The 22,406-nt window shown below is 41.7% G+C and carries 18 protein-coding genes; 7 read left to right on the top strand and 11 right to left on the bottom strand.

Translation table 11 applies throughout. The features are described 5' to 3' along the window. Window positions 1–721 precede the first annotated feature (721 nt). From BMX56_RS23935 to BMX56_RS23915, 5 genes are all read right to left on the bottom strand, one after another. On the bottom strand, window positions 722–1,546 hold the full coding sequence (locus tag BMX56_RS23935; protein WP_090652221.1) for an HNH endonuclease: 825 nt from the start codon (window positions 1,544–1,546) through the stop codon (window positions 722–724). Window positions 1,547–1,572: 26 nt separating this feature from the next. After that, window positions 1,573–3,126: a response regulator receiver domain gene (locus tag BMX56_RS23930; RefSeq protein ID WP_143065518.1), complete on the bottom strand. Its 1,554-nt coding sequence runs from the start codon at window positions 3,124–3,126 to the stop codon at window positions 1,573–1,575. Window positions 3,127–3,181: 55 nt separating this feature from the next. Then, the gene (locus BMX56_RS23925; RefSeq protein ID WP_090652219.1) at window positions 3,182–6,088 is read right to left on the bottom strand and encodes an ATP-binding protein; all 2,907 of its coding nucleotides are present in this window, start codon (window positions 6,086–6,088) and stop codon (window positions 3,182–3,184) included. After that, window positions 6,075–7,151, bottom strand: a complete 1,077-nt coding sequence (locus tag BMX56_RS23920) for a DNA cytosine methyltransferase (protein ID WP_218152480.1) — start codon at window positions 7,149–7,151, stop codon at window positions 6,075–6,077. Before BMX56_RS23920 ends, BMX56_RS23925 begins: the two co-directional genes overlap by 14 nt. Before the next feature lie 102 nt (window positions 7,152–7,253). Then, complete coding sequence (locus tag BMX56_RS23915) at window positions 7,254–7,670, bottom strand: very short patch repair endonuclease (protein ID WP_090652218.1); 417 nt, start codon at window positions 7,668–7,670, stop codon at window positions 7,254–7,256. Window positions 7,671–7,812: 142 nt separating this feature from the next. On the opposite strand from BMX56_RS23915, the gene BMX56_RS23910 reads away from it, so the two are divergent. The 4 genes from BMX56_RS23910 (at window position 7,813) to BMX56_RS23885 (ending at window position 10,906) form a co-directional block, all read left to right on the top strand. Further along, window positions 7,813–8,589: an HNH endonuclease gene (locus tag BMX56_RS23910; RefSeq protein WP_090652217.1), complete on the top strand. Its 777-nt coding sequence runs from the start codon at window positions 7,813–7,815 to the stop codon at window positions 8,587–8,589. 69 nt (window positions 8,590–8,658) lie between these two features. After that, window positions 8,659–8,901, top strand: a complete 243-nt coding sequence (locus BMX56_RS23905) for a hypothetical protein (RefSeq protein ID WP_090652216.1) — start codon at window positions 8,659–8,661, stop codon at window positions 8,899–8,901. Between the two features lie 52 nt (window positions 8,902–8,953). After that, on the top strand, window positions 8,954–9,253 hold the full coding sequence (locus BMX56_RS23900) for a hypothetical protein (RefSeq protein WP_090652215.1): 300 nt from the start codon (window positions 8,954–8,956) through the stop codon (window positions 9,251–9,253). Between the two features lie 1,413 nt (window positions 9,254–10,666). Next, entirely contained in the window at window positions 10,667–10,906 is a 240-nt protein-coding gene (locus BMX56_RS23885; RefSeq protein WP_090652212.1) for a YtxH domain-containing protein, read from the top strand. Window positions 10,907–11,132: 226 nt separating this feature from the next. On the opposite strand, the gene BMX56_RS23880 is transcribed toward BMX56_RS23885, so the two are convergent. Continuing rightward, entirely contained in the window at window positions 11,133–12,701 is a 1,569-nt protein-coding gene (locus BMX56_RS23880) for a M28 family metallopeptidase (RefSeq protein ID WP_090652211.1), read from the bottom strand. Window positions 12,702–12,846: 145 nt separating this feature from the next. Between BMX56_RS23880 and BMX56_RS23875 the strand changes: the two genes are divergently transcribed. After that, on the top strand, window positions 12,847–13,203 hold the full coding sequence (locus BMX56_RS23875) for a VOC family protein (RefSeq protein WP_090652210.1): 357 nt from the start codon (window positions 12,847–12,849) through the stop codon (window positions 13,201–13,203). A 14-nt stretch (window positions 13,204–13,217) separates the two neighbouring features. Here BMX56_RS23875 and BMX56_RS23870 read toward each other — a convergent pair whose 3' ends face one another. Then, the gene (locus BMX56_RS23870; RefSeq protein ID WP_090652209.1) at window positions 13,218–14,060 is read right to left on the bottom strand and encodes an isoaspartyl peptidase/L-asparaginase; all 843 of its coding nucleotides are present in this window, start codon (window positions 14,058–14,060) and stop codon (window positions 13,218–13,220) included. A 156-nt stretch (window positions 14,061–14,216) separates the two neighbouring features. Continuing rightward, window positions 14,217–15,137 carry a cyanophycinase gene (locus BMX56_RS23865; protein ID WP_090652208.1) on the bottom strand — a complete coding sequence of 307 codons (921 nt, stop codon included), beginning with the start codon at window positions 15,135–15,137 and terminating at the stop codon, window positions 14,217–14,219. Window positions 15,138–15,392: 255 nt separating this feature from the next. Between BMX56_RS23865 and cphA the strand changes: the two genes are divergently transcribed. Both cphA and BMX56_RS23855 read left to right on the top strand, forming a co-directional pair. Beyond that, complete coding sequence (gene cphA / locus BMX56_RS23860; protein ID WP_090652207.1) at window positions 15,393–18,020, top strand: cyanophycin synthetase; 2,628 nt, start codon at window positions 15,393–15,395, stop codon at window positions 18,018–18,020. Window positions 18,021–18,160: 140 nt separating this feature from the next. Further along, on the top strand, window positions 18,161–18,928 hold the full coding sequence (locus BMX56_RS23855; RefSeq protein ID WP_090652206.1) for a non-homologous end joining protein Ku: 768 nt from the start codon (window positions 18,161–18,163) through the stop codon (window positions 18,926–18,928). A 119-nt stretch (window positions 18,929–19,047) separates the two neighbouring features. Here BMX56_RS23855 and pfkA read toward each other — a convergent pair whose 3' ends face one another. The 3 genes from pfkA to BMX56_RS23840 all read right to left on the bottom strand — a co-directional run bounded on the left by pfkA (window position 19,048) and on the right by BMX56_RS23840 (window position 22,403). Continuing rightward, the gene (gene pfkA, locus BMX56_RS23850) at window positions 19,048–20,025 is read right to left on the bottom strand and encodes a 6-phosphofructokinase (protein ID WP_090652205.1); all 978 of its coding nucleotides are present in this window, start codon (window positions 20,023–20,025) and stop codon (window positions 19,048–19,050) included. Between the two features lie 143 nt (window positions 20,026–20,168). Beyond that, window positions 20,169–21,932, bottom strand: coding sequence for a protein-disulfide reductase DsbD family protein (locus BMX56_RS23845; protein WP_090652204.1), 1,764 nt, complete (start codon window positions 21,930–21,932; stop codon window positions 20,169–20,171). Between the two features lie 18 nt (window positions 21,933–21,950). Continuing rightward, window positions 21,951–22,403, bottom strand: a complete 453-nt coding sequence (locus BMX56_RS23840; protein WP_090652203.1) for a protein-disulfide reductase DsbD domain-containing protein — start codon at window positions 22,401–22,403, stop codon at window positions 21,951–21,953. Window positions 22,404–22,406 lie beyond the last annotated feature (3 nt).

The following is a 22,406-nucleotide window of genomic DNA, read 5'->3' as shown; positions in this document are numbered from 1 at the left end:
TCTCCGCGCGACCCTTCGACAGGCTCAGGATGACAGGCCTACGCACCTCGAAAGTAAAAATAACTGTCATCCTGAATTGCAAAAATTTCGCGAATGACCTCGTAAAAAGGGCTGTCATGGTGAGCCCGTCGAACCATAGCGGGCAAAGGCCTCTCCGCGCGACCCTTCGAAAGGCTCAGGGTGACAGGCCTACGCACTTCGAAAGTAAAACAACTATCATCCTGAGTTGTAAAGTTTCGCGAATGACCTCGTAAAAAGGGCTGTCATGGTGAGCCCGTCGAACCATAGCGGGCAAAGGCCTCTCCGCGCGACCCTTCGACAGGCTCAGGGTGACAGGCCTACGCACCTCGAAAGTAAAAATAACTGTCATCCTGAATTGCAAAAATTTCGCGAATGACCTCGTAAAAAGGGCTGTCATGGTGAGCCTGTCGAACCATTGCGGGCAAAGGCCTCTCCGCACGACCCTTCGACAAGCTCAGGGTGACAGGCCCACGTAGCTCGAAAGTAAAACAACTATCGTCCTGAATCTATCCCAACAATGCAATAGCAATCCCTTCCCCAAAAAAGTCTTAACTCTTGATTCTTGACTCTTGCCTCTATTCCGTGCGTTCGCCGCTGGTAGAAGCGTCGCCGGGCTTTACATTCATACGCCTGCAAGGCCTTAGGCTCGGGCCGGTATCCATTTCAATCCCTAACGCGAAAAGGGGGGAACATTAGAAATTTATTCATACCACTTAAAATAAAAGTTAGATGTTTCAATATCTTTTCTTCCTTTCTTTAAGTTACAAATAGCGCATAACAATTGAATGTTAGAAACATCATTTATCCCACCATAGAACAATGGTACCATATGATCAAAATGCCTTTTATTATTAGATCTTAAAAGAGCCGTAATATCAGTTCCGCATAAACAACACCGACCTTTTTCTCTAAAATATACCGCTTCCTTACACCAATTAGGAATTGCAACCCTTTTAAGCATTCCCGGTGACTTAAAAAGATTGCCCAAATTACAATCATGTTCCTCGTCAAAAAACCCGCCATCGAGCCCGGTTACATGATCAGCCACTATTTGATTGAACCTTATCAGTAGGTCTCTGTTATTAAAAAGTATGTAAAAAACTTCATGGCTAATTTTCTCACAAAGCTCTTCCAAGTATCCAGCAAGCATTAAATCGTCGTGATATCTTTCTATCTTTAAATAATTTATGGGAGCAGTCTCTTCAAACTCATCAAAACTATACCCAATACCGTACTCATCTAATAACCGTTCTGCATACAGTCTCGGAAGTTTGCCATCTATTTTAAACAACTCAAATACCTTTTCATCATGATTGGTCATGTCTTCATACAGAAATCTGAAGATAATATATTGTATAAATTGATGAAGTGCGCTAAATTTTTGAAATGGCTTTAAAAACTCATAATTATCATTGAAAAAGTCAGATATAAACCCAATTAGCTCAACATCTCCAGTAAGGATATTATCAATGACATTACTGTAATAGTAGGTGTTAATGTATTTGTTTTCCCAAAAACCGTACATTGTCAATTATAGCTGATAACCAATAATTATTTTTTTACAAAATCTACACCTACCCTTATAGGATGCGCAAATGCGTGATTTGCAATTCGCTGAGCATATTGCTGGCGTAAGGTAAATTTATACGTAAGTGTTATTGGTTTAGGTTCACCTTCAAACCAATCTAAAACAGATAGCGTAGAATTTATAATGTTATTGTTAGGTATATACAACTGAAGTGGTTTGACATATATCGGTTTGTGTTTATCTTGTTTTGTAGATTTACCAATACCGGCCCACGATATACAGGTAGCCTCATCGACATATGATATAAATGCTTCGTCACCAAGCGCAATAGGTTCTTGAATCGTTGAGAATTTTTGGCCTTTTACAAAATAAAATTTATTTTTTATATTGTCGTTAGGGTACAAACAATCACAAAGCGGAGTTATACACATTAAGTATGTAGTATTTTCATAATGAAATATGTCTCCAAAATTTATTGTCCTGTCTTCAGATAATATAGAGCCATTATAGAATGTATTAATCTTGGCAATCTCTGAATCACTTGCTTTTGGCTTTTTCGGGGAAATAGACGTTAAAAACGTACTATCTAAAATTGACAACTTCTCACTCCGTAAATTTAACTTTGCGTGTGCCAATAATAGTTCTTTCATAAAGATTTCAAATGGCAAATCTCCGTGAGCGCCTGACATTTGACTGCGATGGTATAAAAATGTTTCAAGAGAAACATTCAGTAAATTAGCGTCAATAAATGAACCTTTTTTCGCAAAAACGTTTTGCATTTCAATACCCAAAAGTTGAGTAAAACTGTTTTGTGATATTGAAACTTGACTTGATAATCTTCGAATTAAATTTTCAGGATCTTTATTGTGATTCTTCTTTATTAAAGTTATGATAGTGTTATTTATGACAATTATTTGATTATTTCTATCTACAATGTCGGGTTGTAAATTTTCAATTTCAGATTTGATTAAATCGCTAAACGCTATTTTTGCATATTTTAAAGCACGAGGTAAATCATTAATGCCCGTTGCTGCTTTTATCTCGCCAATCAGACCCCTGTCTAAATTATTTAGCTCAGGAATAACTCTTGAATTTTTGGAAAGATCGTATAAATCCACCCTATTAAGCACTTTCCTTAGGCCATCTTCGTGCTCTGACAAAGCATCACGGATTTCCTCAAATTGCACAGATGTTCTACCAGAAAAAAAAGAGATTATATTATCGAATACATCAGCGTCCCTAATCGTGGATGTGTATATGGCGCAAAAATGAAGGTGAGATGTGGATACGACATCCGATAATAGCTTTAACGAATATCCTTTACCTACAACGTAGTCCTGATCAAGTTCCCAGTCAAGCAGAACTAAATCTCTATTATCAAAGAGATATTTTTTTAATTCAACATTGCTTATATCGCTGGAATTGAATTTATGAACGGCGAGTGAGGCTCCTCTTTTTTTAAATCTATTTAACAAATTGATTGATAGTCTTTCTTCCGGTTCAAGCACCTTCGGTATTTTCTTATAAAACTCAAGCGCCTTCTCATCGATAAATACAACGGATTTAATCGAATCCATTATAATTTTATTTGCTGTTTGATGATATAACCGGGATGCCATAAATGTGATATATTTAAAAGGTAATAGGTTTAAGTACAAAACAAGCTCCATTTAGCCTATTATATTCGGGGTCATTGGTTGCATAAATATCAAAATAATTATCTGCCAAACTTTGTTTTGACAAATACAATCCGATGCCACGTCCGCCAGGTCTGTTCGAATAAAAAAGGTCGAAAATCTTTTCTATTCGTCGTTCTTCGATTTTTAAACCGGAATTCATAATCAAAATCTCTCCAGTTGCTTTTATATAGTCAAAGAAAATTAACTTCTCGTCTACTGCTCTTAACCAGTAAATCGCATTATTTACAAGGTTAATAAACACTGTATGAATGACAGGCTCTTTGATTTCCAAACTATGATTTAGAAACGCTTTTGAAGCGGAAAAATTGATTGCCTCTTCGTGAATTTTTCTTTCAAAAAAATCCTCAAGGTATTCAAAAAGTGATTTACAAGTTATAGTTTTTGCACTAACGCCCGATATTCGATATAGCGGCGATAATAATCCATATTTATCCTCAAGACTTTTGAAAGACCGTTTTAGATTATTAAAAAGAGAATTTGCTTTTTGAGGCATCTCAGAATCTAATTTGTCTATTACCGAATTGATCTGAGAATAAAGGACATTAAATTCATGATCTATAATCTCTACTGCTATTCCCAATTGCGCTGCATCTCTAGTTTGTTCCCATTGATATTTAATATTTTCATATTCAGCTCGATATGCACCTTGAACTAGCTCTTCATCTATGTCAAATGAAAGCCTCCTTACGTGTTCAACTAACGGAGTAATCTCTGAATTGATCCGCTCAAGAAGAACATCAAATTTTTCTTTGATATTTAGCGAATTGTTAATCACATCTTCTTTCGTCGTTATCGAACGTTCTAAATTTTCTTTACTAAATTTTAAATCGTCTAAAATAGATAATGACTTATTTTCGAATTCTCGAGAAATTGATCGGAATTTATCATCTAAATACCCCTTATTACTATATAGCGCAGCTTCAAGCTCAGCTTGATACCTACTGCACTGTTTAACAAATTCTATTTTTAACTCCTTAATCTGAAGTTCCTTTTGAACCTTTGCTAATAAGCTTTCACTTTCTTTTTTTACTGTATCGTTAAAGTTAACGAGTTCGTCCTCATATTTGTAAAGTCTATCCAGTTGCAGATCCGTTGGCTTATAGGCTTTAGATATCTGAGGAATTAAGTTTTTAAATTCAAGATCAAGCTTTTGAAGCTCCTCCAAAAGATGTTCTAACTCCTGATAGACTATTTTGGAATTATTCAGCTTTAATTGTAGATCTTGAAGCAACCCTTTATAACGTTGCTGATATTCTTTAAATCTATTGGGATATTCTTTTAAGCTCCTTGAGAATGCCTTTTTTGCTTCTGTTTCTCGTTTTTTATCTTTTTTTATTGCTTCAGATTGATCTTTTAACTCGTTTTTCTTATTCAGAAATACATTTTTTTTTGCTTCTGAACTGAAATACTCTTTCGCAAGATCAATAAAGAACGCTTCTAAATCATTTTTGAAAGCACGGTATGGAGCATTATTGATTAGGCCTTCTCTACTAGATTTATCCTTCAAGTATTCGTTTTTATTTCTTTCCAACTCGATGAACCCGAACATGCGTCTGTGGCTAAAAAACCATGTACCGGCTCGCATTGATCTTCTTTTCTCAAATTCTAAAAAATCATATTCTGTCCTACCATATGGTAATATCCTAAATCCATCTCTATAAAGATATAGAGCGCCGTATCGATCAACTTTACTGCTTATTTTGTCATATAATATTCTGTCAAGTTTTGATTCGTTAAAGTTACCTTGCGAATATCCTAACTTAATAGGAAATGCTCCATAATAACTTCTACTATCTTTTTTTCTCGAATTGGAGAACTTGTAAGGAATCGTTTCATTATAAATTTTTAAATTTCCTATGAAGCCACCATTGCCATCAAAGTCACCTTCAATTATGATATCGGCTAAATTGTAATCGTCAGGAGTGAAAAAGTTGCCTTTCTGATTAAGAAAATCCGTATCGTTTCCAACTTCCCTATGAATAGGGAAGAAAGTGTTTATTGGCAACCTTTCACTTTTATCTTTAAATTGATTAGTAAAGCCAGCTAAACTAGTTTGAACAAATGCATTATCATTATTATCGTTAAGATTTATAAGATTAAGAATCTGTTCTTCAGGTTGAAATATTACAAATTTTGTTCCGTGATCATCAACAAGGTCAATAATATCATGCAAGAGCTCTTCCTCAAAAAAATTCGGTAAATTAATTTTTTTAGTATCAGTAACAATAGTATCCCGTAAATCAGTTTGAGCTTTTTCCCATATCAAATTACCATCAGAGTCTTTTGTTTTTTCAAAATTTTTTAAGAATTCTTTCTTCAACGAATCGAATTTTATTCTTAGCTCGTCTATGGTACTTATTTCAAAAACCGGTATTTGTATATCATCGAGGAACAGGTTGAAATTTTCAAGCAGTCGCCAGTCAAAATACATCGCCTGGAGTTTGTACCCTATTTTTTTTGTAAGCATCAACATTGGTGATCCTAAAAAAGCAACTGAAAGTCTTCCTATACCTTTTTCGCCAGCCTTAATTCTTGGTTTTTTCCATAATGTATCAGCTCCCTGTTCGTCGGTGCCACCCGTTCTACTTTTCGAATCTGTACCGAGGACCAACCATTTGTCAAATATGTCTTTATTGGACATACCCTTTCCATCGTCGGTCATTACAAATATCGGCTCAATTAAATCTTTATACCCCTTTAGATAAATTTCAGCGGTTAGGTTGTCTGCATATGCATCAAACCCATTTTTCCATAATTCTGTAATTGCCGTAGGTAAATCGGCTATCTGCCCTTTTCCAAGTAAATCTACAGCTCTCGCTTTGGTCCTAAAGGGTGGCATAGGAATTTTTTTTAATCGCTGATCCTATTGATTGTGCATAAATGGGCGGTACAGCATTGCCAATAATTCTTGCGATAGAATCAATTCCTTTTCCGAAAAATTTATAACCCATCGGAAAAGACTGCAAAACCGCCCCCTCTCTCAAAGAAAGCGCGCGATCTTCTTGTGGATGAACAAAGCGTCCATTCGATATATTGTAAAATTTTGTTGTGATTGTCGGCGATGGTCGATCCCACCATAATCGGCCGAATGTATCTCTAAACGAATCATCTCTTCCCACAAAACAAGGTAGCTGTAAATGAGGGATTCCGGCAAAACCAAATCTATTTCCACCATCTTTTTCCACAAGTAATAATCGTTCCCGATTGATTTCGCCCAACTTCATAACGGAATGCAAAAAAGGAGTAGTATCTGTATGACCAGGTTTGATTTCCGGAAAGCCATTTTCCGGACCTAATACATCTCGTACTGTTCTTTTTTTCCCATCAAGCTTTAATGGTTGAATCTCTTTATCAGTGACTCTATTAGCTATAAGTGTAAACCTCTTTCTGCTCTGTGGAACGCCAAAATCATTTACATTATGCACATTGAAATGTACTTTATAGCCATTTTCTTCTCTTTCAAGCCACTCAATAAAGTCCTGTAATCCACTTTCTTCCTTTTTACGTAACACGCCTGGAACATTTTCGACAACAACGTATCCCGGATTAAAGTATTTAACAAATCTTGTAAATTCTTTCAAAAGATTTTTGGACTTTTCAGATTTGGTTTTTTCTGTATTAATAATGCTCCAAAATTGACAAGGACTGCAGCCAATAAGAATTAACTCGTCGTCATTTTTCTTTAAATTTAATCTTTTTTCAAGATCTTCTTCTTTCAAATCAAAAACGTCTGCTGCAATAAATTCAGCACCAGTAATATTTGCTTCGTATGTTTCTTTACATTTCAATTCATAGTCGATTCCTGCTATTACTTTTATGCCCGCTTGAAGCATTCCATAGCTCATACCCCCGCCTCCGCAGAAAAAATCGACCGCCTTTAAGTTACTATCTTTTTGAGACACAGTTCAGGTTATCTTAAATTTTATACCAAAGTATGGAAAAAGTAAACAAAAATCTATAAATGTATAAAATTTTACATAAATAGCCCCAATAAAAAATTGACTTTAGTGTAAAATTTTTTCTATCAAATTATTTAACGTATTATGAATCAAGGAGCTTTTCAATTCGCATCCCCATACGTCAACGATTTTCCATCCTGATTTTTTTAATGTATCTCGAACCAATCTATCGTTAAAAATATTGCCGTTAATCTTTTTTATCCACCATTCTGTTCGCGTTTTTGGAATAGTGTAATATTTACAGCTTTCATGCCCGTGCCAAAAACAACCGTTAACAAATATTACCGTTTTATATTTTGGAAGAATAATATCAGGCTTTCCCGGAAGCTTTTTGTCGTGTAACCGATAACGATAGCCTTTCGAAAAAAGAAACCTTCGAACTAATAGCTCAGGCTTGGTATTTTTGTTCTTAACCCGAGACATATTATAACTTCTAACTTGAGCTGAATGTATATCGGTCATAAAATAAAAATGAGCTTATTTTAGCGAATGAGTCCCCAATTTATAATGTAATTTATCATATAATGTTTTCACTTACGCAGATTCTCATTGAAATATGTAAATCATAAACAAACATGTATTTTCGAACAGAAGATAACCAACCATGAAAGAAGGCCAAACGCTCTGGACAAAAGAAGAACTAACTTTAGCAATCAACTTATACAGCAAGTTGCTTTTCGGTCAAATACACCAGGGCAATCCACAGGTTAAAGCGTTGGCAGATTTAATTGGCAGAAAACCCGGAGCCGTGGCCCTGAAGCTTGTGAACTTTGCCAGTTTAGACCCTGTTTTACAACAGCGCGGCATTAAAGGCATGGGCAATGCCAGCAAACTGGATAAAGTTGTTTGGAATGAATATTTGCAAAACTGGGACGAGAAATATATGGAGGGGGAAGTTCTGCTCGCCCAAAAAACTCATACGACAGTCGAAAAAATTTACAATATCAATTTAGATGATTACGAGGAAACCGAAGGTCGGGAAACAACCAGGACGGTTAAGGTGCGGTTAAATCAATCCATTTTCAGGGACGTGGTATTATCAAACTATAATAACCAATGCTGCATAACCGGGCTTAGCATACCCGGCCTTTTGGTGGCCAGCCATATTGCGCCTTGGAGCAAGGATAAAAATAACAGGCTAAATCCTCAAAACGGCTTCGCGTTAAATGCCTTGCACGACAAAGCATTTGATAAGTACATGATTACCGTTACCGAGGATTTCAAGATCAAAATCGCCGCATCGTTCTATACCTATAAAGATGTATCGTCCATCAAACAAAACTTTATAGATTACGATGGCAAGCCACTTATTGAGCCGCGTAAGTTTTACCCTAAAACCGAGTTTTTGAGACTGCATAACGAAATTTTCGCAAGCAAATAAAAGGGGAAAAACAACAAATATTCTCTGTAAAAAGCTTGACTATCAAACATATTCATCTTATATTTATGCATGGGCTATCTAAAAAACTTCGGTATCAATTACCAATCATTAACAGAATTGTCAGAGGCTGAATTGATTGCGTTGGTTAACAAAATGTCGCGCAACGACTTGATTGAATGGCTGTCATGGAATGATCCAAACGGCATCTATCATGATGAACCATCTTTAAAAGAATTAGGCGGTATCATGTCGCTTGAAGAAGGGCAAGAAATTTTGCTGCGACAGGTCAGGGAAAGCCGGGTTTTGGCCTAAAAGTTCACTTATCTCCGATTGCCCAATCAAAGTCATCGGCCTAAATTGCCGCATGGCAAACATCCAATTCAACTACCTGTACCGCGATGGCGGCAACTATAAAAAATACGGTTCGGTAGTGTTTGCCAACCCGGGCTATGTGGGCATTCAGGAACTCGCCGCCCTCATCCAATCCAAACTGATCGACCAAACCTGGTTTTACCACCACCACTGGCACCTGCCCGATTTGCGCCCCCCAACGTTCGATACCACCATCGACCCCACCTGGCACGAGTTCGAAAATGTGGCCTGCACCAGCCAGCCGGCGGATATGGCCGTCACGCTGGCCGGTTTTCTGGCTTTGCTGGGGTAGGGTTGTTAGCTGTTCGGAACACTTTTTTAATTCCCTCACCACGGGCTACCGTGTGTACACATCTTTAAAACAAAAGAAAATGTCACGAACGAGGTACGAGGAGAAATCTTCGCCTTGCATCCCCAAAAGCCTATCGAATTGCAGGGCGTTTAAGATTTTTCGCTACGCTCAAGAGATCGTTTCTCCTCTCGCCAACGCTCAAAGTCCACCCCAGTTCGTTCGTAATGACATTTTTCTATTTATTGATAAGTTTCCAAAACATGTGTACACACAGTAGCACCACGGGAGGGGTGCGGCTGGCAATGTGCGCAAAAGCAGGGAGGGGTTTCACCGCGCGACTAAAACTTGCACCTGAACGCCTGATTTAACCCCTACCTCCCCCTTCCCCAAGGAAGGAATCGCACATTCCCCGCTTTTTTATTTCTTCCGAACACCTATGGGGTAAGCTTGTTAGGTGGTAGGGCAGTGTTTGCATATTGCCCCTCCTTCGCAGCTTGCGCCATAGGCGCTACCCGTTTGTAGCCCCGATAACAAAATGATTTGTGCGCCGTAGGTGCTACCTGTACCCCTCTGTAGGTTACCCGCATGTTGGAAGGTAGCCCGCTACGGGGCAAAAAAACGTGGTGGTATGTTGTTGCTACAAACGGGTAGCACCGATGGTGCATAAAACCAGAATTTCGGGCGGGCAGATCATATTGCCGGTGCCGGTAAATTGATGGCGGTAACAATTGAACCAACCCGGCGTTGCACTGATCTGCTAAAACATTTTAGCAAAAAGCGCCTGAAAATTGCTCCGGGGGAACACAAGCCGGTTGGCAGGGCGGGCTTCGGTGCGGCGCCCATCAGAAACCCGGATACCATATCCAAACAATACCCTTACCCTCCCATTTTTTAGGAGCCCGTAAGGGTACAGAAAGTAACCGGCGGTGTTCGGAGCGGGGGCTGACAAGGGTTCGCAGCGCAAAAGTAAGCGTCGACAGGTAGTATCCCTGTTGGCACACACCTGTACTTTTTTTCAAAAACCGGCGCTTTTTTTAAACTTTATCGAATATAAATTGATGATTTGTTATCATTTGCCTGCAAATAATTGCAGTGTTTTTGTCGGCGGGTATAACGCAAGTACCGGCCCTGGTTGGGATTACCGCGCTGTTACATTTTGGTGTTAGCCGCCATACAACAATTGCTATAGGTAAGGGGGGCCAAAGTCACCACGGATTGGGCTTTGGGGGCTGTGCCGCTAATTGGCTTTTGATTTTGAAGGGTTGTCGTTTGGGTTAATTTTCTAATTAATAATTATGCTTTTTATACTTGTTTCTATAAAAAAACAGCGAAATGGCCTTGCTTTTTAATTAAAATAAAACATTCAGCGCTGCGTATTGTTGCCAACACATACACCATACCGGATAAAATGCTATGAAAAACCCATTCAAAACCCAAAAAAATAATGTGCTGGTCCCTGTAGTTATCGGATTAGCCGCTGCCGGAGCCATTGTCTACCTGCTGCTTGCCGATGATACCGCCGATTTGCGTGGCAAAATAACCGACAACCTGGATAAAAGCTGGCGAACCGTCAAAGAAAAAGTACCCGCAGGCACCAAAGCCATTAACAACCTGAAAGACAAAGTGGTAGAAAAGGTTACCAACCTAACCTAAAGCACTCTAATACTCGCAACAAACCATGTTCGCCACACCATACACCCCGAACACCAAAAAAGAGTTAAGTTGCTGATAATGAGCTAATGTAATTTTTAGCGCTTATTACATCCGAACACTTAACTATCTGAAAAACAAAACATTACACTAAAAGCCCCGAACACCCCGTCCATCCCCTACCAAAACCGAACAGCAGTGCCGGGGGCTTTTAAAAAATATCTATCTGCTAAAATCCTCTTGCCGGTTGCGGCTTAGGGAGTTCCTTGCGTGGTATCATTTCCTGGCGCTGGCTGGTGTTGTACACAAATGATGCTATGATGGTAGCGGCTTGTTTCAGGTCATCTTCAATCAGGCGGTCGTAAGTATCCTGGTTGCTGTGGTGGGTGCGCGAGCCGTAGTCAATAGCATCCTGTATAAACTGGAAGCCCGGAATACCAACAGCATCAAACGATTGGTGATCGGTACCGCCTGTGTTGCCAACGGTAACTGTAGTGGCGCCCAGGTCTTTAAACGGCTCCAGGTATGCCTTAAATATGGGCCCGGCGGCTGAGTCGCCCTGTAAATAGATACCGCGTATTTTGCCTGTACCGTTATCAAGGTTGTAATAGGCCGATAGTTTGGCCTGCTCCGGCTTCAGTTCCATGGTTTTAGGATCGCCAAAGTGGTTAAGCACATATCCCCGTGAGCCAAACAGCCCCTGCTCCTCCGAACTCCATAAGGCTATACGGATGGTGCGTTTTGGCTTAAAGCCGATAGCTTTTAATATCCGCATAGCTTCCAGCATTACCGCGCTGCCTGCCGCATTATCTGTTGCGCCTGTCCCGGCGTGCCATGAATCCAGGTGGCCACCTATCATTACTACCTGGTCTTTCAACTTTTTGTCGGTACCAGGTATCTCGCCAACTACGTCGTAACCTTGCAGGTCATCGGTAAAAAATTGGGTTTTAATATCAGCTTCAAGTTGTACTGGTTTACCTGCATTTACAAGGCGTAAAATACGTTGAAAATCCTCGCTGCTGGTTTCCAGTTCGGGCGCAACGGCTTTTGCGGTATCTGCATATGATGCACCGTTGGTGGTAAATACGGTACCATCGGTGCCGCGGGCCTGGCTAAGTACCAGGGCAACCTTCTCGTCCTGCAAAAATGTCCCTAACATGGTCCTGAACGCCCGCTGTTTACGCATTGCTGCAAACTGCGGCGAGTTTGGATCAAATGCCGTACGCTGGCGGGTGGGCGCCATGGTAGCTTTTTCCATTTTATCAAGCTCTTCATCGGTGTAACGGGCAGCATCTGATTTAAATGTACGTTCGGTAAGTGGTTTGGTGTCAAATATCACAATTTTACCGGCCAACTTGCCTTTGTATTTTTCCAGCTCGGCGGCTGAATCTGCCTTTAATACCATTATATCGCCTTTTATCAAACCACCCGTACCTGGTGTCCAGGCTTTAGGGATGGCTATAATGGCATGATAGTAGGGAACTGTAATAGCTGCATAGTTTTTTTGAACTTCCCAGCCTTTACCAAATTTACCCCATGATTCCAATTTGGCGTTGGCTATACCCCAGGTTTTCAATTGTTCAACAGCCCAGTTCTGAGCCCTTTTTAAACCTGGCGAACCCGACAGGCGCGGACCGGAGACATCTGTTAAGTAAAAGGCGGTTTCCATTACTTTAGAATGGTTAAGACCCTCTTCGCGGATTTTTTGAACCATTACAGGGTCAACGGTTTCCTGCGCGGACAGCTGTGCGCCTATGCCCGCAGAAAGCAGGCATGAAAAAAGTAGTTTTAGTTTCATAGTTAATAATTAATAAGATCAGTTAATAACAAACCTATTTATTAATCAACAAAAAAACGTAGCCACGCTTTAACAAAGTTGTTACATGCAAAATTTTTTGAGGTATATTTGAGTTTTTCTCCTGAATTAAGTCAATTTTTAAGCCATGTTACAAAAAGCCATCCCCATCCTGGCATCACTGAATGCCGCAGAAACCATACAATTTTATACCGAAAAGCTAAACTTTATATTGGTGGCTAACTGGGATGGCTATGTTATTTTTAACCGGGACGAAATCACCATTCACCTTTGGCCTACCGATGATCCTGAAGTTCCTAAAAATACCGGTTGTTACATCAATGTGACTGAGGTTGACATGCTATATGCAGAATATACGCCTCAAGGCGTAGTTCACCCCAACGGCAAGCTTAAAAACATGCCCTGGAAAAGGCGCCAGTTTAGCATTCTGGATAACAACGGTAATATTATCCATTTTGGAGAGGATACTTCGGGCGGAGTATAAAAGCAGGCTGAACGTTAATCAAAAACCTCGACATCATCGTCATGCAGCGCCCAAACCATATAGGGATGGGTATCAGCGTGATAAATATGGCCATCTGCCGAAATACCGATAATGCCGGCAAAACCATCGTAGGGCTTCATTTCATCTAACGTTTTCTCGGCAGCAACCGAAATTGGCAAACCATCAGTAACCCGCGTAACAATCTTTGAGGCTACCGAGCCACTCACAATGTCTTCGCCAACACCTGTGCAGGATACTGCTGCAAAACCATTGGCGTAATTGCCCGCTGTAGTAGCCGAATCGCTCACCCGGCCAGGCATTTCAAAGCCTTTCCCCCCTGTTGATGTTGCCGCCGCAAGGTTGCCATAAAGGTCGAGCGCTACGCAGCCAACGGTCCCCAACCTGATGGAGTCGCTCAGCTTTTTCTCATACTCATGCCTGCGCTGTGGTGTTTCGGGATTGTAATAAGTTACGCCATTATTGGTGGCAAACTCCTTGGCACCTTTGCCGCTCAAAACACGATCATCAAAAGCCATTAATTTTTCGGCTATGCAAATGGGGTTTTTTACATCTTCGATATTAATAACGCCCGAAAATTTCTGCGTTTTTCCGTCCATTAACGATGCGCTTAAACGGATTTTGCCATCGCTCTGAATCTGCGATCCGGTACCGGCGTTAAACAAATCGCAATCTTCCAGCAGTCTAACGGTATAAACAACGGTTTCCAACGCGGTATGGCTTAACAGGTATTTATGACCGGCCTGCACAATATCTTTTAAAGCCTGTTGCTTGGCCTGTTTTACTTCCTGGTTAGTTTGCGATTCGCTAAAAAAACCGCCATGGATAATGATCTTCATTTCATAGCCCCCTCAGCCCCCTCTAAATCTCCCCCGGTAGGGGAGACTTTAAATTAGGCCTTTTTTCTGTTCCTGCATAATTACAGAAATTTTATCTTTAACCGTTATGCCCCATTTTCTTCAAGTCCTCCCTACCGGGGAGGATTTAGGTGGGGCCTATTGCAAAAGATCGCTGTCGGGCGCGTTTATGAACACGCCCTCTTCAACCTTAACTGTCTTTTTTATCATTAAACGATGCGCTGCCAAATCATATTTATCGTAGATAGACATAACATGTACCTTTAAATTTTCGATAGAAACCGGTGAGCCAATTTCTACATCATAAATATTGGTTGCTACAATATTCCTGCCATCAACCAAAATAATCAGCCCCGAACCGATGGCCTCCATTACACTGCCTTCGGTTATCAGCAAGCCGGCATCTTCGCCCAGGCCGATACCCAAAATGCCGGGGTTTGTTGCTACGGCGTACATTAATCTACCAATGCGGCCACGTTGCACAAAGTGTGTATCAACAATAACAGAATCAACAAAACCCAATCCCGCTGTTATCTGTACCTCTCCCTTAATGAGCGCTTCGTTACTTTGCCCACGGTAAATCATGTGGGTTGATGCAGCAGCTGCGCCGGCCGAGGTACCTGCTATTACAAAATCTTCAAACTGATATCTCTTTTTTAGGATCTGTAAAAACTCAGTACCTCCAAAAATCGCGGTCAGCCTCAATTGGTCGCCCCCGCTAAACATAACTACATCTGCTTTGCGGATGCGGTCTAAATATTCTTTTTTTGCGGCATCTTCCCGGCTTTTAATGTGCAATACATTAACATGGGTAACATTAAGCTGCCCAAATGCTTTAACATATTCTTCGCCCACCAACTCCGGAATTTGCGATGCAGTGGTAATCACTTCAATTAATGAGCCATTGTGCTTTGCCGATTCGGTAATGATCCGCTTTAAAATGCCCTGTTCAAAAAATTTAATATAATCAGGCTGTAAAATGTGTTCCTGTATGGTTACGTTACTACCCATATCAACCGCGCCGCCTATAATAATTAGTTTTCCTTTCGGGACAATCATTTCTTTTAAGTTTTGCGTTGATTGGGTTGGATTAGGTTGATTAGTTTAGTTTGCCCAAAAACAAAAGCAACCACTCTCTCAATCAACCTAATCCAACCCAATCAACTAATAAAACCACAAATTACGATAAAATGAACCAAAAACTCAGTCTGTTATAAACAAATAATGCCTTTTTAGCCTTAAATGTTTTATTTACACTATTAAGTTTTATAGTTTTAAAGAAATTAAGCCCTTAAAGAATTTTGTAACAAGCCTATGAAGATTGAGAATATACAAGTGTTGCGCGGCCCGAACATCTGGAGCATAAACCGCAAAAAGTTAATACAGATGCGGCTTGACCTGCAGGAAATGGAACATAAGCCAACTAACGAGATTGATGGCTTTTATGAGCGTTTAGAAAAACTACTTCCCTCGTTATACGCACACCGCTGTTCGCCCGGAGTACCCGGCGGCTTTTTTCAGCGGGTTATTGCCGGCACCTGGATGGGGCACGTTATTGAGCACATAGCGCTTGAAATACAAACCCTTGCCGGCATGGATACAGGCTTTGGCCGTACCCGTGAAACTAAAACCAAAGGCGTTTACAATGTTGTTTTTGCTTATATTGAAGAGAAGGTGGGCGCCTTTGCGGCAGAATCGGCCGTGCGGATTGCTGAGGCCCTGATAAAAGGCGAAGACTATAACCTGGAAGCCGATATACAGGAGATGCGCGAAATCCGCGAGAATACCCGTTTAGGGCCAAGTACAGGATCAATTGTGGAAGAGGCCATTGCAAGGGATATCCCCTGGATCAGGCTTAACAATCAATCGCTGGTACAGTTAGGTTATGGCAAAAACCAGGTGCGTTTCCGCGCTACCATGACCGAGAAAACCAGCAGCATAGCTGTTGATATTGCCAGCAATAAGGATGAAACCAAGCGCATGCTGCAGGAGCAGGCTATCCCGGTTGCCAAAGGCATCACTATATCATCTGTTGCAGGCGTAGCCGAAGCCATTCGCAAGGTTGGCTTCCCATTGGTATTTAAACCGCTGGATGGTAACCACGGCCGGGGCATTTCTATCAATATCCGTACAGAAGAAGAAGCTATTGCCGCCTATGAGCATGCCGCCAAAATATCGCGAAGGGTTATTGTGGAACGCTTTATTACCGGTTATGATTTCCGTGTGCTGGTAATTGATAATAAAATGGTTGCCGCCGCCCTGCGCGATCCGGCTCATGTCATGGGCGATGGTGTATCAACCATACAACAACTGATAGACAAGGAAAATGCCGATCCCCGCCGTGGCTACGGGCACGAGAATGTATTGACACTGATCTCGATTGATCGCGACACCATCGACCTGCTTGAAAAAAAGGGCTATACTCTTGATACAGTACCGGCTAAAGACGAAAAAGTATTTGTAAAATCCACCGCCAACTTAAGTACCGGCGGTACATCTGTCGACGTTACCGACCACGTACACCCCCAAAACGTTTTCATCTGCGAACGAATCTCTAAAATAATCGGCCTTGATATTTGCGGCATTGATATTATGGCCGAAAACCTGCACGAGCCACTTACCGAAAATGGCGGCGTAATACTGGAGGTTAACGCGGCGCCGGGCTTCCGGATGCACATTGCACCAAGCGAAGGGCTGCCACGCAACGTCGCCGGCCATGTATTGGATATGCTATACCCTCCGGGCAAGTCGGCACGCATCCCTATTATTGCCATCACTGGTACTAATGGAAAAACCACCACCACCCGCCTGATAGCGCATATTGTAAGAAATAACGGGCACCGGGTGGGCTTTACCACATCTGATGGTATTTATGTGCAAAACACCATGATGCTGAAAGGCGATACTACCGGACCGGTAAGTTCGGAGTTTATCCTGAAAGATCCTACCGTTGATTTTGCCGTATTGGAAACCGCCCGCGGCGGCATCCTGCGCTCGGGGCTGGGATTTGGCTTTTGCGATATTGGCGTAATTACCAACATCCAGGCAGATCACCTTGGCCTGGCCGATATCCATACGCTGGATGACCTGGCAAGGGTAAAAGGCACCGTGTTAAACTCGGTAAAAAAAGATGGCTGGGGTGTATTAAATGCCGATAATGAATATTGTGTGCGTTTAGGAAACAAGGCCGATTGTAACATAGCCTATTTTAGCCGCAATGAAAACAATCCCATCATCAAAGCACATTGCCGCAAAGGTGGGATAGCTGCCATTTGCGAGAATGGCTTTATCACCATCCAAAAAGGCGATTGGAAAATCCGCGTACAGCGTACTATCCTTATCCCGTTAACGTTTGGCGGCACTGTGCCGTTTATGATTGAGAATGTGCTGGCGGCCACGCTGGCTACTTTCTTGTGGGGCTTCAAAACCGAGGATATCAAAATGTCTCTTGAAACCTTTATTCCATCGGCAGCGCAAACTCCTGGCCGCATGAATATTTTTGATTTCAAGGATTTCCGCTTTATGATTGATTTTGCCCATAACCCTGATGGCTTTAACGGCATCAAGGAATTTTTAAGGCATATCGATTCGCCATTGAAAATCGGTATCATTGCCGGCACGGGCGACAGGCGCGACGATGACATCCGCGAGGTTGGCAAAATAGCCGCCGAAATGTTTGATTACATTATCCTGCGGCAGGAAAAACACCTGCGCGGCCGTACCGAAGAAAATATATTAAACCTGCTTAAAGAAGGCATTTTTTCTGTCGACCCGAATAAACCTTGCGAAGTAGTATCAAAAGAGATTGACGCCATTAAACACGCCATGAGCCTGGCCAAGCCTGGCAGCTTTATTACTGCCCTTAGCGATGTTGTTGACAATGCCATTGAAACGGTTCAAAACTACCAGGAGCAGGAGCGGAACGGGCTGTTTAATGCCTAACCCTTTGTCCCCTGAAAGAGAAAAAACTTTCGTTTGGCGTTAATTTAAAGGCATAATGTTGGAAATGTTTGGGCGGAAAGCGGAATCTGCCGTCCAAACATTTTGACTGCATTTTAAGTTATATAGGGAAACGCTTTGATATGAGATCTATCTGGAAAGGTTCAATTGGTTTTGGATTGGTTAGCATCCCGGTTAAGCTGTATTCGGCCGTGCAAACAAGTTCGCTTGATTTGGATATGCTGGATAGCCGCGATCATTCACGGATCAGGTATCAGCGGGTAAACGAGAAAACGCACAAGGAAGTACCCTACGATAAAATTGTGAAAGGCTACAAGCTGGCCAATGACGATTATGTGATTGTAGAAGACCAGGATTTTGAGGATGCCGCCCCCGAAAAAAGTAAAATCATCGAGATTGAAAGCTTTGTGGATATTGCCGACGTAAACCCTATGTTTTACGAAACATCCTACTATACCGAGCCGGATACTAAAAGCAACAAGGCCTATGCCCTTTTGTTGAAAGCCCTCATCCAGTCAAAAAAAGCGGGACTGGCGCGCTTTGTACTGCGCAGTACCGAAAGCCTTTGCATTGTACACCCTGTTGATCATGCGCTGGTAGTTACCCGCATTCGTTTTGCGCAGGAAATACGTAGTGCCGAAGACCTGGACATAGCCAAAGATGTAACCGTAAGTAAAAAAGAGCTTGACGTTGGCCTTGCCCTTATTAACCAATATGCCGAGGATTTTGACGTATCTAAATTCAAGGATGAATACAACGACGAGTTGCTAAAAATTATCAAGGCCAAATCAAAAGGGAAAAGGGCTACGGTTAAAAAACTTAAACCACGTGAAACCGATAGCGATGATCTGTACGATCAGTTGATGAGCAGTTTGAAAAAGAAAGCCTGACGAATTTTTAGGGGATACAAAGCAGAAAGACACCTGCTGTAATGGCCGGATTTGTTTTTTAGATTAATAGAGACACAACAATTTGTGCCTCTATATATAATATGTTTGTTTCAGTAAAATTACATCGATAAAATCTCAACCAGTTTCAACAGGTTGGGATTAATCTCTACATGATGTTTAATGGCGTGCTCAAACGGCGTATAGGCAATTTCGTTGTGGATGATACCAATCATCTCGTTGCGGTGGCCGTCTCTTAAAGCTTCAACAGCGGCTGCGCCTACCCGGCTGGCCAATACCCTATCCATACAGCTTGGGGCGCCACCACGTTGGATGTGACCCAATATAGATATACGGGTGTCATAATTAGGGAAACGCTCCTGTACCAGGCGCCCAACCTCAAATGCGCCACCGGCTTCCTCGCCTTCAGCAACAATTACAATACGCGATGTTTTATCTTTACGGCCATGCTCAAGGCGGTTAAATAAGCCTTCCATGCCACCTTTGTGTTCGGGGATAAGTATAGCTTCGGCTCCTGCGGCAATACCCGTACGCAAAGCGATCAGGCCCGAGTCGCGGCCCATTACCTCAACTATAAACAGGCGGTCATGTGATTCTGCTGTATCACGAATTTTATCCACAGCCTCAACAACCGTATTAATGGCGGTATCATAACCTATGGTAAAATCGGTACCCATTAAATCATTATCAATAGTACCTGGCAGGCCAATGATAGGCATATCATATTCGGCACCAAAAACCTTGGCCCCGGTAAATGTACCATCGCCACCAATACCTACAAGGGCATCAATGTTATTCTTTTTAAGATGGTCATATGCTTGCTGACGACCTTCGGGCGTGCGGAAGTTATCGCAGCGTGCGGTTTTTAGTATAGTACCGCCGCGTTGAATAATGTTTGAAACCGATTTGCGGTTCATGGGTACAAAATCGCCCTTGGTCATGCCTTCATAACCACGGCGAATGCCCATCACCTCGATACCATAATATATAGCCGTACGTACAACCGCCCTGATGGCAGCGTTCATGCCCGGCGAATCTCCGCCCGAAGTATAAAGTCCTATTTTTTTAATCTGCGTCATTTTTTATCCTGATATGGCCTTTTAAACCCTACCTTAAAAAATTGAATAATTTAATTAGTGGCTTTTAAACAACCCCGTAACCAAAAAACGCGGCAAACTTTTAAAAGTTGCCGCGAATTTACACTTAATTTGTTAACGCTGTATCACTTTTTATAAGCGGCTATACCACTATCTAAAAATTTGATGTAATTGCTAATGCTAAAATCGGCTCCTTTAGGTGGTACAAGTACGTTGCCATCACTGTCCAAAATAACGTAGTAAGGCTGCGAATTAGTGTTGAACTTGGTAGTTTCGTAATCAGAATTTTTAGCACCGATGCCTGTTATCTTTTTAAAGCTAAAAGATGATGTGTACACCTCCGAGGCTGGAAGGTCTGTTTTCTCATCTACATAAAGTTCTAGTAAAACAAAATCGTTTTGCATGCGCTTGCGTACTTCCGGATCTGGCCAAACCTCGTTCTCCATTTTGCGGCAATTCGCGCAATTCCAGCCAGTAAAATCAATTAGAATCGGTTTTTTTAATTCTTTAGATACCTGTATTGCCTGGTTGTAATCATACCACTCATTCAAACCCTGGTGTTTCCCCCGGGCAAAAATGCTTTCGTATTTTTTTTCTTTGATAGATACCTTTTGCTCAGGTGTCGCGCTCCCCCCACTACTCAGGCGGGTAAGGTCGAAATCCTGTGTAGCCGGTGGTGGCAAAAAGCCACTTACTACTTTTAGCGGGGCGCCCCACAAGCCAGGTATCAGGTAAATAGTAAACGCCAAAAAGCCTACTGCAATAAAAGTACGGGTAACCGAAAGATAAGGCAAATCACTGTCGTGAGAGAATTTTATCTTACCAATTAGATACAGTGTGATCAATAATCCGATGGCTATCCATATAGATAAAAACACCTCGCGGTCAAAGAAGTTCCAGTGATAGGCAAGGTCAACATTGGATAGGAACTTTAAAGAAAATGCCAGTTCAATAAAACCTAAAACCACTTTGACGCTATTTAGCCAGCCGCCAGATTTTGGCAAGCTTTTTAATGCTGACGGGAAAAGTGCAAATAAGGTAAATGGTAAGGCAAGTGCCAGCGAAAAGCCAAACATGCCAACGGCGGGGCCAAGGCGATCTCCTTTTGTAGCTGCTGCTGCTAACAATCCACCAACCAACGGGCCTGTACAAGAAAACGAAACGACAACAAGAGTTGCCGCCATAAAGAAGATCCCAATCATGCCACCCTTATCAGAGTTTTGATCGAGTTTATTAGCCAGAGAACTTGGTAGGTTTATTTCAAATGCCCCTAAAAACGACACGCCGAAAACAACCAGCAACAAGAAGAAGAAAATATTAAATATACCATTTGTAGCCAAAGCATTTAATGCATCGGGACCAAAAATGAGGGTGATAACAACACCCAGTGTTACATAAATAATGATAATAGATAGTCCGTACAGCAATGAATGGCCAATGCCCTTTGCTCTCGACCCGGATTTTTTTGTAAAAAAACTTACCGTTAACGGCAACAGAGGATAAATACAAGGCATTGTTACAGCCAATAAGCCGCCAACAAACCCTGCTATGAATATGGCCCAAAGTGATTCGGGCATGGCGTTTGCCGCGGTGGATTTAGAAGCTTTGACGGATGACCCGGCAGTTTGTTTTGTTACTGAATCTGCCTGCGGTGTTGATTGGTTGGCCTGTTGTGCCGCGGCTTCCATTGCAGCCTTTTTACGAATGGCAATACTATCGGCCGCCGTAGGGATACTGGTAAACTGTATATCGGCAGGAGCAGCTGTTGTATCTTTGCCGCCTTTTTGAGCCGCGTAAACCGGTTTTGGCGCGTTTAAGCCAAATATAATAAGCAGGGTTACTACAGCTATTGACGTTGGTAACCAGTTGATCTTTTTAAATAGGTTCATCTTATTATTCCCTGGTAATTATTTGCCTAAAGGAATGGTGAAATCTACATCATCTGGTGGAAGACATTTTTTATCGTTACAGGTCATGTAAGTAAGTTTACCTGTTACACTACCGGCCGTTGCCGACTTTAAGCTTATTTTTTGCGAAAAAACAACCTCTTTCTCAAAATAAGTAACATTCATTTTGAATGATTCCTCGTATTTAGATAAAGGTTTTGGTTCGGTGGTTTTGCCAACCGGTGCATAATCTTTCGATTTTGAAAATACAAACGAAGTAGCTATCGGGCCGCTATCGCCAACATTCAGCGAGTAAATATGCCAGCCGGGTTGTATGGTTGCTTTTAAATATACAACAGCCTCTTTACTGTTCAATTTTTTTGCCGCGTATGCCCAGCGTACCGGTGTTTCAATTTGTGCATAGGCCCCGGCGCAAATAACCAGCGCCACCATCAATAACAATAACTTTTTCATGTA

This window comes from Mucilaginibacter sp. OK283 (genome assembly GCF_900110415.1).
Lineage (GTDB): Bacteria > Bacteroidota > Bacteroidia > Sphingobacteriales > Sphingobacteriaceae > Mucilaginibacter.
Note: the sequence above shows the minus strand (reverse complement) of the source record. Positions and strands in the feature narration are given on the sequence as shown.